Source organism: Paenibacillus lautus NBRC 15380 (genome assembly GCF_004000945.1).
Lineage (GTDB): Bacteria > Bacillota > Bacilli > Paenibacillales > Paenibacillaceae > Paenibacillus_AQ > Paenibacillus_AQ lautus.
The window spans coordinates 168,167-184,253 of record NZ_BIMF01000009.1 but is presented as its reverse complement, the minus strand read 5'-3'; the positions used below and the strand labels follow the sequence as shown (position 1 = coordinate 184,253).

18 protein-coding genes are annotated in these 16,087 nt (G+C 50.6%); 9 read left to right on the top strand and 9 right to left on the bottom strand.

Annotated features, from left to right (window positions below):
• The first annotated feature begins 139 nt into the window (after window positions 1–139).
• The 6 genes from yfkAB (at window position 140) to PLA01S_RS17490 (ending at window position 5,016) form a co-directional block, all read left to right on the top strand.
• Window positions 140–1,279 carry a radical SAM/CxCxxxxC motif protein YfkAB gene (gene yfkAB, locus PLA01S_RS17515; RefSeq protein ID WP_127593326.1) on the top strand — a complete coding sequence of 380 codons (1,140 nt, stop codon included), beginning with the start codon at window positions 140–142 and terminating at the stop codon, window positions 1,277–1,279.
• A 25-nt stretch (window positions 1,280–1,304) separates the two neighbouring features.
• The gene (locus PLA01S_RS17510; protein ID WP_127593325.1) at window positions 1,305–2,630 is read left to right on the top strand and encodes a hemolysin family protein; all 1,326 of its coding nucleotides are present in this window, start codon (window positions 1,305–1,307) and stop codon (window positions 2,628–2,630) included.
• A gap of 34 nt (window positions 2,631–2,664) precedes the next feature.
• Entirely contained in the window at window positions 2,665–3,696 is a 1,032-nt protein-coding gene (gene ytvI / locus PLA01S_RS17505) for a sporulation integral membrane protein YtvI (RefSeq protein ID WP_127593324.1), read from the top strand.
• A 150-nt stretch (window positions 3,697–3,846) separates the two neighbouring features.
• Window positions 3,847–4,068, top strand: coding sequence for a spore coat associated protein CotJA (locus PLA01S_RS17500; protein WP_127593323.1), 222 nt, complete (start codon window positions 3,847–3,849; stop codon window positions 4,066–4,068).
• 6 nt (window positions 4,069–4,074) lie between these two features.
• The gene (locus PLA01S_RS17495; protein WP_127593322.1) at window positions 4,075–4,350 is read left to right on the top strand and encodes a spore coat protein CotJB; all 276 of its coding nucleotides are present in this window, start codon (window positions 4,075–4,077) and stop codon (window positions 4,348–4,350) included.
• Window positions 4,351–4,446: 96 nt separating this feature from the next.
• Window positions 4,447–5,016 (top strand): manganese catalase family protein, encoded by a 570-nt coding sequence (locus PLA01S_RS17490; protein WP_100539505.1) that lies wholly within the window; start codon window positions 4,447–4,449, stop codon window positions 5,014–5,016.
• 106 nt (window positions 5,017–5,122) lie between these two features.
• On the opposite strand, the gene PLA01S_RS17485 is transcribed toward PLA01S_RS17490, so the two are convergent.
• On the bottom strand, window positions 5,123–6,493 hold the full coding sequence (locus tag PLA01S_RS17485; RefSeq protein WP_127593321.1) for a sensor histidine kinase: 1,371 nt from the start codon (window positions 6,491–6,493) through the stop codon (window positions 5,123–5,125).
• Window positions 6,490–7,176: a response regulator gene (locus PLA01S_RS17480; protein ID WP_100538821.1), complete on the bottom strand. Its 687-nt coding sequence runs from the start codon at window positions 7,174–7,176 to the stop codon at window positions 6,490–6,492. The genes PLA01S_RS17485 and PLA01S_RS17480 overlap by 4 nt, the downstream gene beginning before the upstream one ends.
• 184 nt (window positions 7,177–7,360) lie before the next feature.
• Here PLA01S_RS17480 and PLA01S_RS17475 point away from each other — a divergent pair, with 184 nt between their 5' ends.
• Complete coding sequence (locus PLA01S_RS17475; RefSeq protein ID WP_100538820.1) at window positions 7,361–7,759, top strand: DUF6220 domain-containing protein; 399 nt, start codon at window positions 7,361–7,363, stop codon at window positions 7,757–7,759.
• Window positions 7,760–7,765: 6 nt separating this feature from the next.
• Window positions 7,766–7,975, top strand: a complete 210-nt coding sequence (locus tag PLA01S_RS17470) for a DUF5957 family protein (RefSeq protein WP_127593320.1) — start codon at window positions 7,766–7,768, stop codon at window positions 7,973–7,975.
• A gap of 31 nt (window positions 7,976–8,006) precedes the next feature.
• Here the strand turns inward: PLA01S_RS17470 and PLA01S_RS17465 are convergent, their stop codons facing one another.
• Window positions 8,007–8,285 (bottom strand): hypothetical protein, encoded by a 279-nt coding sequence (locus PLA01S_RS17465; protein WP_127593319.1) that lies wholly within the window; start codon window positions 8,283–8,285, stop codon window positions 8,007–8,009.
• Between the two features lie 193 nt (window positions 8,286–8,478).
• Between PLA01S_RS17465 and PLA01S_RS17460 the strand changes: the two genes are divergently transcribed.
• Entirely contained in the window at window positions 8,479–9,165 is a 687-nt protein-coding gene (locus PLA01S_RS17460; protein WP_127593318.1) for an HAD family hydrolase, read from the top strand.
• Window positions 9,166–9,245: 80 nt separating this feature from the next.
• On the opposite strand, the gene PLA01S_RS17455 is transcribed toward PLA01S_RS17460, so the two are convergent.
• The 6 genes from PLA01S_RS17455 to PLA01S_RS17430 are packed head-to-tail and all read right to left on the bottom strand — an operon-like array spanning window position 9,246 to window position 15,955.
• Window positions 9,246–10,361: a YheC/YheD family endospore coat-associated protein gene (locus PLA01S_RS17455; RefSeq protein WP_127593317.1), complete on the bottom strand. Its 1,116-nt coding sequence runs from the start codon at window positions 10,359–10,361 to the stop codon at window positions 9,246–9,248.
• Window positions 10,343–10,882: a GNAT family N-acetyltransferase gene (locus PLA01S_RS17450; RefSeq protein WP_127593316.1), complete on the bottom strand. Its 540-nt coding sequence runs from the start codon at window positions 10,880–10,882 to the stop codon at window positions 10,343–10,345. The genes PLA01S_RS17455 and PLA01S_RS17450 overlap by 19 nt, the downstream gene beginning before the upstream one ends.
• Before the next feature lie 53 nt (window positions 10,883–10,935).
• Entirely contained in the window at window positions 10,936–12,042 is a 1,107-nt protein-coding gene (locus tag PLA01S_RS17445) for a YheC/YheD family endospore coat-associated protein (protein WP_127593315.1), read from the bottom strand.
• On the bottom strand, window positions 12,039–13,412 hold the full coding sequence (locus tag PLA01S_RS17440; protein WP_127593314.1) for a YheC/YheD family endospore coat-associated protein: 1,374 nt from the start codon (window positions 13,410–13,412) through the stop codon (window positions 12,039–12,041). The genes PLA01S_RS17445 and PLA01S_RS17440 overlap by 4 nt, the downstream gene beginning before the upstream one ends.
• On the bottom strand, window positions 13,409–14,545 hold the full coding sequence (locus PLA01S_RS17435; RefSeq protein ID WP_127593313.1) for a YheC/YheD family endospore coat-associated protein: 1,137 nt from the start codon (window positions 14,543–14,545) through the stop codon (window positions 13,409–13,411). Before PLA01S_RS17435 ends, PLA01S_RS17440 begins: the two co-directional genes overlap by 4 nt.
• A gap of 15 nt (window positions 14,546–14,560) precedes the next feature.
• Window positions 14,561–15,955 (bottom strand): YheC/YheD family endospore coat-associated protein, encoded by a 1,395-nt coding sequence (locus PLA01S_RS17430; protein ID WP_127593312.1) that lies wholly within the window; start codon window positions 15,953–15,955, stop codon window positions 14,561–14,563.
• Between the last annotated feature and the right edge of the window lie 132 nt (window positions 15,956–16,087).

Below are 16,087 nucleotides of genomic sequence, written 5' to 3'. Positions count from 1 at the left end.
TTCCCAGCCGAATCAAAGCAGAAGCCTTCTGATTGGGTATGTTATAATCATATAATGGACATTATCAAAACCGTAGAGTACATAAAGCGTAAGTTGTACTGAATGAATCGGTAATTCAAAGAAATAAGGTGAGTGAACCATGAGTAATACAGCACAGCCATTTCCATCAGCCGTAAGGCCCATTTCGCCGAGTTATGATCCTTGGGATCCGATAACTTCACTGCGCGAGCATGGTCGTCATGTGCTGACCAGTGTGGAAATGACAGTGACGCATCTTTGTAATATGCGCTGTGAGCACTGCGCTGTCGGTGATATGCTTGTGATGAAGGAAGCCCCGATGTTGCCCCTCGATACGATGCTGAAGCGATTGGACGAGGTAGAGCATCTGCAGACGATCAGTCTCACGGGCGGTGAACCGGCATTTCTGGGCAAAACGGTGGATAACGTGATTGTTCCCTTGCTCAAGTATGCCAAGGAAAGGGGCATCCGGACCCAGATTAACTCCAATCTGACACTTGATATGAGTCGGTATGAGAAGATGCTGCCTTATCTGGACGTTATGCATATCTCATTCAATTATTTGAATGGGGACGACTTCTATGAGGTCGGATTTGCGAATAGCGCACGTCCTGTCTCCAAGGAAACGGCATACAAAATGTACGATACGATGCTGGTCAATTCGGAGAAGCTGAGTGCAGCGGGCATGTACATATCCGCTGAATCGATGATTAACTACCGGACGCATACGAAACTCAGCGGCATCCACAAGCTGATCAAGGATATGGGCTGCAAACGGCATGAGGTTCACCCGATGTATGCCTCAAACTTTGCTTCCGCTCTGCCCGTATTGTCCTTGAACGATACGAAAGCCGCCATCCACCATTTGCTGGATGTCCGGGATCGGGACATGTGGATGCTGTTCGGAACGCTGCCGTTCTATGCCTGCAGCTCCGATGATCATGATCAAGAGATCATTCGCCGCCTGCGGCAAGAACCCAACGTAACGGTCCGGAATGATCCCGATGGCCGTAATCGGGTGAATGTGAATTTATTCTCGGGCGACGTGTATGTAACGGATTTTGCTGATATCCCGGCTTTTGGTAATATTAAGGAACAGAAGCTTGACGATATTTTTAACGAATGGACAACAGGACACCCGTTGAACCAAACGGTTAACTGTCACTGCGATGCCGTGAGCTGCTGTGGGCCGAACCTGTTGGTGGCCGACATGTACTACCGGGGTGTGGATTTCAAGTCAAGACAAGCAAAGACAAACTAGAACCCTAGAAAGAAGGCGTGTCATCATGGCGGAGGAATTTGAGGTCGGGAAACTGATTTTGAATTTGCTCTTGGTTTTCCTACTCGTTTTGTTGAACGGCGTATTTGTAGCCGCCGAATTTTCACTGGTGAAAATGCGTCAATCCCGGTTGACCCAGCTCGTTAGCGAAGGGAACCGGCTGGCAGGCATTGCCTTGAAAGTAAACCAGAAGCTGGATGCCTATTTATCCGCAACCCAGCTTGGGATCACATTAACTTCCCTGGGTCTTGGCTGGATTGGGGAGCCTGCTATTTCTGAATTGCTGGTGGCCCCCATTATGCATAGCATTGGATTTACGGATGAGCGACTGATCGGCACAATATCGGTGGCGGTCGGCTTCTGTATTATCACCTTCCTGCATATTGTGTTAGGGGAGCTTGCACCGAAATCTTTGGCTATTCAGCGGACCGAGGGCACGGCTCTGATTCTGTCGGCGCCGCTGCTCTGGTTTTATCGTATTTTTCTGCCGGTGATCTGGGTCCTGAATGCTTCCGCCAATCGGATTCTGAAGATGGTTGGCATCGAGCCGGCAAGCGAGGCCGAAGCCGCCCACTCCGAGGAAGAGATTCGGATTCTGATGAACGAGAGCGCAAAGAGCGGTGTTATTGACCAGAACGAGATGAAATTAATGGACAACCTGTTCGATTTTTCTGACTTGAGAGCCAGAGAAATTATGCTGCCAAGGACGGACATGGACGTTCTTTTCACCAATTTTACCTTGGAAGAGAATCTTCGGATCGTCAACGAGACAAAGCATTCCCGTTACCCGGTTGCAACGGACAACAAAGACCGCATTATCGGGTTTGTCCACATTACTGATCTCTTGCTGGCGGAGCCTGAGAAGCAGCGTGATCTGGCTTCCTTGATGAGACCGATTATGGACGTATCGGAATCGGCGGAGATCAGTGAGGTGCTGCGGAAGATGCAGGCAAGGCATGAGCAGCTTGCGCTCGTGGTGGACGAATACGGGGGGACGGCCGGTATTCTCACAGCCGAGAAGATTCTGGAAGAGATTGTCGGGGACCTGTACGATGAATTTGAAGATGAGCGGCCAGAAATTGAAGTGTATGATGAGTACTTTTCAGTGGACGGGCGGATGCTCATTGAAGAAGTGAATGATTTGACCGGCTTGATGATTGAAGAGCATAACGTGGATTCCATTGGCGGTTGGTTGTTCAAGGAGCTTGAAGGGAACCCGGCGGTCGGGAAGAAAACCGCCTTTAACGGGGTGGTCTTTGAAGTAGAGGAGTCTACACGGTTGCGTGTAACTCGCGTCATGATTCATCAGAAGCTCGAGAGCAGCTTCATTTAGAACTAGCAAGACTCTATTTGTTAGGAAGTGGATTATGTCGATTAAGCAGCTGATATTTATCGGTCTCGGTCTCCTGTTGCTGTACGGAATGTTTACGGTTGGAGCTCCATTCTTGTTGGCCATCGTGATTGCTATTGCATTGGAGCCGTTAAATCGGCTCTTAATGAAAAGACTTCGGTTGAACCGCATCGCGGCCGCAACGGTGACAAGCACGCTATTCCTTCTTTTGATGCTGCTGCTGGCTTATTTAATCGGTCTTCAGGTGTTTAACCAACTGGTCGAATATTGGAGCCGGGCTCCGCAATATTTTGAAGGGGCCAACGAATTCCTTCAGCATACGATTATTCAGGCGCAAGACATGCTGAACGGTATTTCGCCGGGTCTTGCCGACAGTCTTACCGAATTCATGTCGAATATTTCTTCCTATGTGCAGTCGCTTGTCAATACGGTATCATCGACATTTTTGTCCTTTGCCAAAACGCTGCCAAACCTGTTCGTCACGTTCATTGTATTCTGCGTAGCGGTGTATTTGTTCGCTTTCAGCCTCGATACGATGCGTGAGAAAGTGTTGTCACTGTTTGATGAGACATCACAGTCGCAGGTGAACGAAGTCCTGATCAGCCTGAAAAAATCCATTTTCGGATTTTTGCGGGCACAGCTGCTCCTCAGCCTGTTTACGTACGTGATCACGCTGCTCGGCTTGCTGGTATTAGGCGTTAACTATCCGCTTGCCATCGCCCTGCTTGTCACCATTGTCGATATTCTGCCGATTTTGGGCGTAGGTTCCGTCTTGATTCCATGGTCAATCTACCTGCTCGCGGTAGGCGATATTTTTACAGGGATTGGCTTGATCTTCATGTTCATTCTAATTACGGTGATCCGCCGCGTGCTGGAACCGAAGGTCATAGGGGATGCCGTCGGAATCGGCGCATTGCCTGCCCTGGTCAGCATGTATGTCGGATTTAAGCTGGTTGGTGTGATCGGATTTTTTATCGGCCCCTTGGTCGTTATTATCTATTCCGCTATGCGTAAAGCCGGCTTGTTCCAAATTAAAATTAAATTTTGAGGACAACTCGAAGAGAACCCTTTTCCCGGAAATATTCCAGGGGAGAGGGTTTTTTTGTCAATTTGGAGTTCATTTTCTGGGCGGAAGACATATGTTAAATACGAAGAGTCCTTGATAACAACGGATCGTAACGATAAGGAGGAATACCTTTTGAAGGAAAATCCAGAGGTGCGCGTATACCCTGTATTTCATTCGCCATTTGATCCATGCCCTCCCAAGCTCTACAAATCGTATGTGGTACCTGTTAACCAGTATGTGGTGTTTCAACCGCCAGGACTGCCGCAGTTCAGCCCTGCCGAGGCGCTGAGACACGGGACGTTATGGCCATCCTTGTATAGCCCGTATACCTCGCGAAAATTTAAAGGAGAGTGATCGGCGGTGAATGAAGCCAGACCCCAGGTTGGAGATCTGAAGTATTACGAAATGCTGGAGCAGCTTCAGGCATTGGATTTTGTCCTGGTGGAGCTGAACCTGTTTTTGGACACCCATCCGGATGATCTCAAGAGCATCGAGCAGTTCAATAAACTGACACAGGAAAGGACCGTGCTCGCGAAGCAATTTCAAGAGCTGTACGGGCCGCTGCAAAATTTTGGCCGTGCTTATTCCAAATATCCGTTCGAATGGGCCCAAGGGCCTTGGCCTTGGCAGGTTTAACGGTGACGGTGTTGGCAAGCGGGCTGCTGCTTTTTTCACCACATGCATGCAGCCCTCACGAAGAGGAGAAGCGAGAACAAGGAGGCGGACGATCCCATGTGGGTATATGAAAAAAAGCTTCAGTATCCGGTACGCGTAAGTAAATGTGATCCAAGAATGGCGAAGTTCTTGATTGAGCAGTACGGGGGGGCCGATGGGGAGCTCGCGGCAGCGCTCCGCTACTTGAATCAGCGGTATACCATTCCCGATAAGGTGATCGGGTTGCTGAACGATATCGGAACCGAGGAATTCGCGCATCTTGAAATGATTGCCGCTATGGTGTTTAAATTGACGAAAGATGCAACGGTTTCGGAGATGGAGGCTGCCGGATTAGGCGCGCATTACGCCAATCATGATCATGCGCTGTATTATGAGAATGCCGCCGGGGTCCCTTGGACAGCAACCTATATTCAAGCAAAAGGCGATCCGATTGCGGATTTGTATGAGGATATTGCGGCAGAAGAGAAGGCACGCGCTACATATCAATGGCTCATCGACATGACGGATGATGTGGATTTGCAGGACAGTCTCAAATTTTTGCGGGAACGTGAAATTATCCATTCCATCCGCTTCAGGGAAGCCGTAGAGATCATCAAGGAAGATCGGGCAACGAAAAAAATATTCTAGGGGAGAGGATATCGTTTCGATATCCGAATGAATAAAACAATGACAGGCCCGGTCGATATCTGTCCGGGACTGTCATTGTTTATGTTAGATAGGAGTTATGGGGCTATTATATCCCGTACGGCTGCTGATCCGAGTCATGATAGGGCAGCCGGACCGTAAATGTAGTTCCTTGCCCCTGCTGGCTCTCTGCCTGAATCGTGCCACCATGAGATACGATAAATTCCTTGGCAATCGCCAGACCCAGTCCCATGCCGCCTTGATGCCGCGCACGTGCTTCATCCGTGCGGTAGAAGCGGTCAAAGAGATAGGGAAGATGCTCCTCCTCAATCCCTGGACCTGTATCCCGAATATCAATTCGAAGCATGCCGGAAGCGGGCTCCTCTTGTAACGTGGTGTGGACAAGCCCGCCTTGGGGTGTATACCGGACCGCGTTGATGAATAGATTCAGAAACGCCTGTGTGGTTCGGCTTGAATCCACGGGAACGGAGGTGCGCTCCGTAGTGCTCGTCAAACGCAGGGTCAAGTTCTTGGCGTCGGCATCTGGCTCGATGCGCTCCTGTATCTGACCCAGAAGAACCAGCATGTCCGTGGGTTTCCGAACCAGCGGCAGCTGCTTCGCTTCGGCCAGAGATAGTTGGTGGAGGTCGCCCACGAGACGGGTTAAGCGAATCAACTCATCCTGGATGGGAAGCAAGTGTTCCGGCTGGATCGGTTGCCTGCTCTGTTGAAGCAGATCCAGCTTGCCTCTTACGATCGTCAGCGGTGTTCGAAGCTCGTGCGCGACATCAGCCACCAGATTGCGGCGGACCGTCTCGGACTGCTCGAGCCTGGAAGACATTCCGTTGAAAGCAACCGCGACCCTCCCGTATTCATCCTCCGATGTGACGGGAGCCTGAACACCGTACTCGCCTTGACCGAGTCGTTCGATGGCCGGTACGAGTTTGCGCAACGGCGCGGTCAGCCTCCGCGATACCCAGTAGGCGGCTCCGAGGGAGAGCAGGACGAAGAGGACAGTACCTCCCCCCAACAGAATGATGATGGAGGTGGGCGTGCCGATCCGAAGCTTGGTCAGGTTTGCCACATCCGTATCATAATAATACATGTCCGCGATCGGTTCGCCTTCAAAATATAACGTTCGTTTAACCCCCAAGCGTTTGATCTGCTTCTCCACCGCGTCTCCCTCATGCAACAGTATCGTTTGTTCCCTGGATACCAGCAGCATACTTTCCTGACGGTCGGCTGCACGCGGACTTTCGGCTAACCATGCCTTATCCTGTATGGCATTGAAGGTATGCCCGTTCTTCACATAGTAGCTGAGCAGCTTGTCTTGAAGCTGATTCATTTCTTCTTTACGCGAGGTTTGCAGTATGACATCCATGGAGTCGCGGATCACGATATACGTAAGAAGGACGAATACGGTGCTGAATCCGATAATAAACGACGACATCACGATGAATATTTTGCGTCCAACACTCATGGCTGCTGTTCAAACCGGTAACCGAATCCATACACCGTTTTTATAAAAACCGGCTCGGCAGGGTCATCTTCGATTTTTTTGCGGATCCGGCTGATATGGGCGTCCGCGGTCCGTTCATCATTATGGATATCGTCCTCCATGGCCGCTTGAAGCAGCTGCAAACGGCTGTATACCACGCCCGGTCTGGAAGCAAGGGTAAGGAGGAGCTTGAATTCGGTAGGAGTCAGCTGGATCTCCTGGCCGCGTTTCCATACCCGGCATTGGGTTTCCGAGATCGTTAATTCGCCGCGCTCAAGCAAATCTTCGGATACCGAACCGCCTTCCATTCTGCGCAGAACTGAACGAATCCGGGCAGCCAGCTCGCGGAGTGAGAAAGGCTTGGTCATATAATCATCCGCCCCTACCTCAAGCCCGATTAGTTTATCCGTCTCCTCAATCCTTGCCGTAACCATAATGATGCCGACACGGCTTGATTTTCTGAGCTCGCGGCATACCTCAATGCCGCTTAATTCAGGCAGCATCCAATCGAGTATGACCAGGGAAGGCTTGAAATCCCTCGCTTTGGCCAAAGCCTCCGTACCTGTGGCTGCGGTAACAATCTGAAATCCCTCTTGCCGGAGGAACGGCTCCATAAATTCTATGACTTTCCGTTCATCGTCCACAAGAAGCAAGGTATGTGCCATGCTGAATCCTGCCTTTCTTTTGATTCGTTAGGTTTAACCCTAAATCCACCCCATTATATACGGTTTCCAGCCGCAATTGGAAAATTTCACGGAATACGCAACCCATCATCACAAGATCACAACATTCCGGTGATAGGATGGTACCCGTAAAGATTATGAAATAAGAGAGGGGAGGGATACCGATATGAGTCAACAAGCTTCATCTGTAAGAAAAACACCGCTCGCCGTCTGGATTTCAATAGGGCTGGCATGGATTTTTGTTGTTTGCATTGCCATTCAGACTCTATTTGCCGGGATGGCGCTGTTTCACGATGGTTCGATGTGGAGAAGTCATACCCTGTTTGTCCATTTTTTTGAAATTGTGCCGCTGCTTATGCTGCTTTCAGGTTTTGCAGGCAAGCTGCCCGCCAAGTATAAATGGAGATCATTGGTCCTGTTGTTATTGGTTTTCAGCCAATATTTCACGGCCAATTTCCCTGGTGCGGGTGCATGGCATCCGGTTATTGCCATCGGATTGTTCTGGCTCGCGGTGGATACGGCGCGCTCCGTACCGCCGTCCTATCGTCAGGGACAGGAGGGGTAGATTGAAATGAAAGGCCTTGCGGTGTTGGTAATGGCTTTAATCGGAGGTTTTGCGGGCGGGGTCATTCTGAATGAAGTAATTGCCGTGATATCGCACGTGTTATATGGAGGAGACGAAGATGGGTTGAAGGGTCTCAAGTATCTTCCGGTAATTACCTCTGTATGGTGCGCTGCCATATTAATGATTTGGCGGCCGCGTCCGGCCTTCAAACGGTAAGGCCAATCAGGAGGCACCTACCGTCACCCTATTACCCTTCAACCGCCAGCGATACCCAAACGAACAGAATATAGAACAGGATGGGGATCATCATCCCCATGGACAGCAGGAGCCATACAAGCGGCGTCCGGATCATCTCTTTAACAATAACGATCGGGCTGCGGACATACCGTCCTTTCTTAAGGCGGCTCACCATCCGCTTGAGAATGGCAGCTTGTTCATGAGGCTCATAGCGGCTTAGCTCTGTCAGCAGCTCGTCTTCCAGCTGCCCAATTGACGGCGCAGTATCAGACTCCCTTGTTCCAGGCATGTCAATCACCCTCTCATTCGTACTCGTTATATGTATAACAACTATAAAGCTCCCCTAGTTACGCATATTTTACAGGCGATAGATCAAAAGTAATGAGGAAATGGGGTTTGCAGATGTGATATGGTTCCTATATGATGAGGAAAGATTAGACTAGAATCAGATTATATGGAGCAAAGGGAAGGGAAGGACCAAATTGGAAAATACAGCAACGTTGATCAAGCCGGAAGCGATGATATTTGACATGGATGGAACGCTGTTTCAGACGGAGACCCTGCTGCTGCCCGCCTATCACAAATTGTTCGACATTTTGCGTGAAGAGGGGCATTATGAGGGCGAAACGCCGGATGAGGAGCTCATGCTTGGATGTCTGGGAATGCTGCTCGAAGACATTTGGAAGATTGTCATACCGAATGGAACGCAGGCGGCCCATCGCCGTGCCGACGAGCTGCTGCTGCAGCTGGAGCTCGAAGGCTTAAACAATGAAGCAGCCGTATTGTATCCTGAGGTGAAGGAGACGCTGGAGGAGCTTCAACGGCGCGGCGTCCGATTGTTTGTTGCCAGCAACGGCTTGGAGCATTACGTGAAAGGCATAGCCGAAGCGAGAGGGATCATGTCGCTTTTTGAAGGCGTCTACAGTGCCGGAGAGCATGGAACGGCTTCCAAGGTGGATTTGGTAAGACTGCTGCTGGATGAACACGATATCCGGGACGCCTGGATGGTAGGGGACCGGTCATCGGATGTGGAGGCGGGCAAAGAGAACGGACAAACCGTCATTGGCTGCCGCTATGCAGGCTTTGGCGGGGAGCAGGAGCTGAAGGGATCCGACGTCGTTATTCATTCTTTTTCACACCTGCTGAAGCTTCATGATCAAGCCGAGTAGATAGAATAGATAGGAGTCACAAAGGCTGTTCCCAAGAGTAGCAAGTACCCTCTTGGAAACAGCCTTTGTGCGTTTCTGGCTTAAGCATTTTTCGCGGATTTTTTTTGACTGTACACCCACAGCGCATATTCTAAAGGCTTCACCATGGATTCACGGTAGGCGGCCATATCGCCGATTTGGGAGAAGACTTCCCTTGATGGCTTCGGATTCACCTCGAGGAGGAGAATTTTTCCGGTTTTGTCCACGGCCAGATCCAGGGCAAGCTCGCACAAGCCTCCATACTGTCCGTCAAGGAATTGGGCTACATCTACACCGAGGGAATCGGCTTCCTCGCGGATGTTGGCGCGCTTTACCGGATCTGTGATCCATTTACTTAACAATTCTTCCATGTTGGTCGCGCGTCCGCCGCCATGCAGGTTGGAGGTAACGCTCTTCGGCGCCCCGACGCGCCCCACACAACCGGTCACTTGCCATTGGCCTGCTCCGTTTTTCTGTACGAGCATCCGGTAATCATGCACTCTTCCATCCGGGAGTTCGAGCTGTATCCCTTCTTGAACCAGATATCGATCTTTATTGCCCCAGCCCGACAAATATTGCGCCAAATGGCCTGAAGGCATTCGTTTCGGTCTAATGATGCTCCGATTGGAATTGCGTCCCCGGATTTCATACGTGCCCGTAACACCAGGGACCTTCGTAATCCGCAGAATTCCGCGTCCGCCCGTTCCGTTGATCGGTTTAAAATAGACGGTAGGATGAACATTTAGCATCCGGTGGATATCACCTGTGCTTGTTACGATCCGGGTATCCGGCAGATGGGGCCGGAAGCGTTTCTTGGTAGACAGTACTTGATGAATCGTCCATTTGTTGCGTAAAGGCCTGTTCAGAAACAATAAATACCGATAGCGGGAACGAAAGCGCAGCAGCTGTTGGAAGCGGGGGCTCTTTTGAATGCGGCAGCGATCAAAAATCATATGGGGAAACGAGCGCCATTTCCGGCTCCATCTCCGGCGATCGGGATCGTATTCCATGGCGTTGATCAGGCCTTGGGCACTGTTAACGTCGGCGGGAGTGAAGACGTAAACATCAAGCCCCATCGCTTTTCCTTCCCTGATCATATGCTCGTAGATATGCCGCTCCTCCAGCGTTTTCCGTTCATCCAAGTATAACGTCATAATACCTAATACGGGTTTTGACACAGAAGTTCACCTTCTTGAACAGAGTCAGCACGAGATGCTGAAGAACTGTGGAATGGATGCAGGGGAAGGGTTCCGCTCATAACGAGCGTAGGTTTACCCGTCGGACCTTGCTCAAGCGCTATGGCCTGGAGCCCTGCATGAAAGCACATTTGCAAGCTTGCGGAATGATCGGCGGCCACTTTGCATCGCAGCCGCCCGAATTTGGATAATTGTGAGCGAATCAGGGAAGAGCCGATATGCCGGTTGCGGTATAGAGGGTGTACAGCAACCATACAGGCATCTTCTCCATAATCCGCCGCAAAGCAAATCCCCACAGGTATGCGCCCGATATCGCTTCGAACCGTAGCTGCCATGATCGAGGTGCCGGGCTGCAGCAGCTCGTCATAGGATAGCGAGGCCAGGCGCTGGTAACCTTCACGGGTTAGACGTTTGTTGCCGTAACGCCGGAAGAAATCGCTGCACTGCTGCCTGGCAGGCGGCCATTCTTCCGGGCTTGAGAGAGTGAGACATGAGATTTCCACATGATCCCCTCCTTTCATGTCTTCCTTAACCGATGCTTTAGATGATGCAGGGACTACCTTTGATTGATCAGGTATTCGGAATATTGAAAAATCCGCTCCAGTGATTTTTTCCGGATCGCGGGTTCGTCAAATTTCATGGGTCTTGAATTGGCTTCGAAGAACCAAAGGACGCCTTCGCTATCAATTCCGAGGTCCATGGACATTTCGCCATGGATTTGACCGGAGCTCTTCTCAATCTGCCGTGCCATATGCACGGCTGCTTTCTTAACTTCGCCAAGGATGGCATCGGACCGTTCCTGACCAAATACAATCGGAAGCAGCTTCTCCGGATCCTCAATCGTTCCTCCGCGAGGAACATGCGTGGTTATGCTCTTGGCGCCGGCCATTCGAGCTCCAATGCCTGTAACAGCCCAGAAACCGTATTCGTTCTTCTGCACAAGTATGCGAAGGTCGAAGGCGCGACCGTGGACCTGGGCCAGCTCGATTCCCTGCTGGATCAGGTATGAGCTTCCTTTAGTCTCCTGATAAACACGGTTCCAAAGCCGCTCTAAGGAGGCTGCTTTGTATGTGGTGCTGTTTTTGTTGTTCTGTATCTGTATGCGGTAGGGGAGCGGTTTGTTTTTCTGATACCGTACCCTCATGATTCCTTGCCCGGCTTTGCCGTCCTCGGGTTTAAGATACAGGTAAGGCTTCCGCTTCATCATTTCATATAAAGTAGGGTAACCCTTCAAACGCTTGGTCAGAGGTGTCCACTTTTTGGTTAACCGTGATTTGTTCAACCATGCAAACAGTCGCCACTTATTGAAGAAGTGTGGATTGTAGATATCGATATGGGGATGTTTTTGGCATTCCTTGATTTTGCGGCGAACCCAGGGGAGCGCTTCATCCTCTCGGTAGGGGATCCGGTTATATATAACCTGGGGCAGAGGACATAGCCTCTGTTCCCAGGAATGGTCGTTGTTCAGCATGTAGCCTTTGACAGCACCCGTATCAAGCTTCAAATCACGTACAGTCACCACATAGACCAGAAAGCCCATATCTTTTCCGGTCTTGATGATTTCCTGAAAGTTTTGCCGGTTGCCTCTGAACATCGTATGCGAATCGTGCATGGTCAGGATGGCTACAACCGGTCTTCCATCACTCTCCACTCGGTTGATCACGAGTCATTCCCCCTGTGGAAGCCGCTGAGATACATACTGTGTTCAAAAATATGCTCGACCGATGCCTTTCCTTCTCCTCGCAGGGAAGGGTGGTTGAATATCGATCGGCCCGGCTTCGAATTTGCTTCAAACATCCATATTCTCTCGTTATCATCTATTCCGATATCGAATCCGATTTCTCCTAACAGATGCGGATGATGATTCTCGATGGCTTCCGACATCGCGATGGCGGCGTCCTTGGCACGCTCCAGCACATCTCGCGCTTTGGAGCCGAAGGCCCGGCTGAGCGCCTGCTCCGGCGTCATCAAGGAGCCCCCGTTCTTGATATGCGTCGTGACGCTCCCCCGTCCGGCTTTTTTGGCGCCGATACCAACCACGGACCAGCGGTTTTTGCTGTTCTTATGCATATGGAATCTGAAGTCGATGGGGCAGCCATCGATTTCAATAAGGCGGATTCCTTGCTGAATAACATAGTTTCGCAGCTTGGAGCCGTGTTTGGCCTGAAGCATGCGCATCAAACTATGAAAGTTCGGGAACTTGAGGAGGGTGTTGCCCCCGTTTCCGTGATATCGCGCAAAGTATCCTTTTTTGGGAAGATAGGTCAACCGGTAAATCCCGAGTCCTAAACTTCCGGCTGAGGGTTTATAATACACAAAGTTATGGCGTTCCATCATATCCTTAATCCGCTCGGGACTAGGATTGTTATACGTTTCCGGCAAATATTTGCCTGCCTGCACGTCGCCGTCCAGCTGTGAGTACACATCGGATTTATTGAAGAAGGCCCAATTGAAAAACTTGATGTTGCGCTTCAGAAACCGATCTCTCAGCTGATTGGTAAAAGGGGAGAAGTCGGTTTTCCGGCTAGGCAGGCGATTGTAGACGACATCAGGGAGTGGAACGGTTTTGCGGACAAAACCGCCGCCGGAACCGAGCATATAGGCATGAACGGTTTCGCGCTGCCAGTTGATATCCCGGGGAGCAAAGGCATATACGAACATTTTTTTGTTGCCCTCACGAAGAAGCTGACGAATATACGAGGTTCGGGCTCCAAAAGGACTGGATGGATTATGCGGTCCGTCGGACAGAACCCCAACCACGGGCCCCAGCTCGATTTCTCCCTCACGGGGGGAATGGATATAGACAGGGCCCTGTCTGGGAACGTGGATTCCGTTTCGGACACCGTTGCTTAAATAGATGTGTTTCCCCGATCGCTCTATCGGTTTCACAGCAGCGGACACCGTGTTGGTACCGATGCGAAGCTTAATCGATTTCCTGCTTGATAGCCCCAGGCTCTTTAGAAGCGAACCGGATAAAAAGACGACTTTTTCGGGCTGCTGCGAGAAATGAATATTTCCGAAATTCAAACTCATGTATTTACCCTCCTAAGTTGTCGAAGCAATAAATAACGGGCGTATTGAATCGGATGTTCGACGGACAGCCGGGCTGCGTGACCATCTCCCGTTAGTGTAAATGCGCGGCGGCCCGGTTTGGAGTTGACCTCCAGGATCCAGACCCGTCCCTTTGTATCCACGCCAAAATCGATTCCCAGCTCGCCAAGTCGGCCGAATCCTTCTTCGAGCAGAGATGGAAGCTGAGCGGACAGATCCCGGATGTTCTGAATGATCTTCATAGCCTTTTCTTCTCCGAAATCAGTCGTTAGATAGGGAAGGGCTGGAAATGCCGTGCCTCCTCCGTGAAGATTTGAGGTCAGCCCTTGGCTTACGCCTTGCCGTGCGGCGATTCCTGTGATGGACCATCTGCCGCGGTCATTCTTTTGAACCAATGACCGAATATCAAACGGATCCCCGTTACGGTTGCGAAGCTCTAGGTAGGGTTGAATGATAAACCGGCGTCGGCCGGTAAATCGCCTCACCCATTCGTTCATCTCTTGTGCGGGAATGGTCTGCTGAAATATGCGATTGCTCCGATCCCTTCCTTGCAGTCTGACACGCTGCTGATCTGTCAAAGCGAGGTACAAAGTATGACGGCCCTGAGAGCCTCCGCTAGGCTTCATGAAAAGTCTGCTGCCAAAAGCCAGCAAAGCTCTGCTCAGTGATTCGGCCCCCGCATAACTTAAGGTTGCCGGCAGGTAAGGCCTTAAGGCGGAGGAGCGCTTTAATAATTGATGCACTTTCTGTTTGCCGGGCAGACCGCGTGACCACAGCCTTACGCCCTGCTGCAGCATTCGGTTCAGACACTCACCGGCGGCAGCCGTTTCCTCACCGTTTCGATGCAGACATCGGTCATAGATGACGTCAGGAGGAGGAAAGGTGCCGAAACTCCAGCCTTCTCCCGTATTGAAATGATATCCTTGTATCCTGTCTATGGAGCTTTCAACACCAGAAGCAGGGGAGGCATCATCCGGACAAAAAACAAATACCTGCATGCCGAGTTCCTTGGCCTTCGAGCTGAGTTCTCGAAGAAATTCCTTCTCGCCAAAGGGAGGGAAGCCCGGTTTGCGGCATACCATGACACCCAGGGTGCCTATCTTGTTTGAGGACATAGGGTTCTCCTTTTTTTAGAAACCCGTCAAGTATTGACAGTACTGAACGAGTCGTACGGCTGACGGTCTTACTTTGGAGTCGGCATTCAGCGGTGCGTTTTCGCCTTTGGACGGCTTGGAGTTGACCTCCAGGAGCCAAATGCGTCCAGTTGTATCAATCGCCAAGTCAATGCCCAGCTCTCCGAAATGATAGGGTATGGCAGCCTCCAGTCCATGAGCAATATCGAGCGCCGCTTGATTCATTCGGGCGGGGGCCGTTTGCTTGGAGGTTAACGGGATACTGCTCATGGCAAGTGCGTCCTTGACGGAAGATAACGTACCGCCTCTGGCAAGATTGGAAACAAAGTGGTTTCCGCCGGCAATACGGGCCACGACCGAAGTCACTGCCCATTTGCCATTTTTGTTTTTATGAACAAGCGCGCGAAAATCAACGTTTCGCCGGTTGATGCGAATCAAATCCAATCCTTGCTGAATTTGATAACGCGTTTTTTTTATTTTCCCGGATAAGCTGCTGAACAGCTTTGGAAGTGAGGAGTAGGTATTCTTCTTGCTTCCTTCAAGAGAGGTGGTCATCGTTTGATATTTGCCGTTCTCTTGGCGGGATATCCGGATGATGCCTTTTCCCAGACTTCCCCGCACCGGTTTCAGGAAGACCGTCCGATAAGTGGCACACATTTTTTTAAGCGTCGGATAACCGCTGAGCAAATACGATTCAGGCAAATATTTCTGGAGTTTCGCATCAGGTCCGAGTGCCTCGAAGACATCGGATTTATCGAGAAATTTCTCGTTAAAGATATGGGTGCCGAATCGCGATTTTACTTCTCTCATAAAATGCTGTACGCTAGGACTATTCTCCAGTTTGCGGGTAGACAGCCGGTTATTAATGACGTCCGGAGCTGGAACGCTGAGCTTTTTCCATCCCGTGTCATAGACAATAGCTTCAAGTGTTGACGGGTTCGAACCGATCATGTCAGGGGTGAAAAAATATACATATGCGCCTTGTTTCTTGGCCGCGTTGACCATTTCCAGGCAGAAAGCTGAGATCGATCCGAAAGGTTTATCAGGTTCATCCGGTTGGTAGCGGCTGACCATGATCCCGATAAGCGGACCGAGCTTCAGTGTTCTTTCCGTTGGATAATATTTGACATTCATGACGGTACGAGGATGAAGTCCCGAATGGCTGAATACGGAAGGGCTAAGGGCCAGCGAGCTCGATTTTCCTCCCGAGGTAACACGGATTTCCTGCTTGAAGGAGCCAAAGGCAAGCTGTATCGGTGAATCTGTCGGGATACGGAGCTGTCTTATGAGCCGGTCACCAAGCTTGATATCGTTATCCGAAAGCTGGGCTGAGCGGATTAATTGAACCGATACCTTGGATTTGGTGTTGGATTTGATCTTGGATTTGCGCATGATGGATCTCCTTCCGACAACAACTGGATACTTAAGTGAACAGACAAAGACTTCATCTGATCATTGCATGTAATGCATCATATGAGGACATATATCCCTTGGTGATTGTACTGCTCGGGGAAAAAGGAGTGC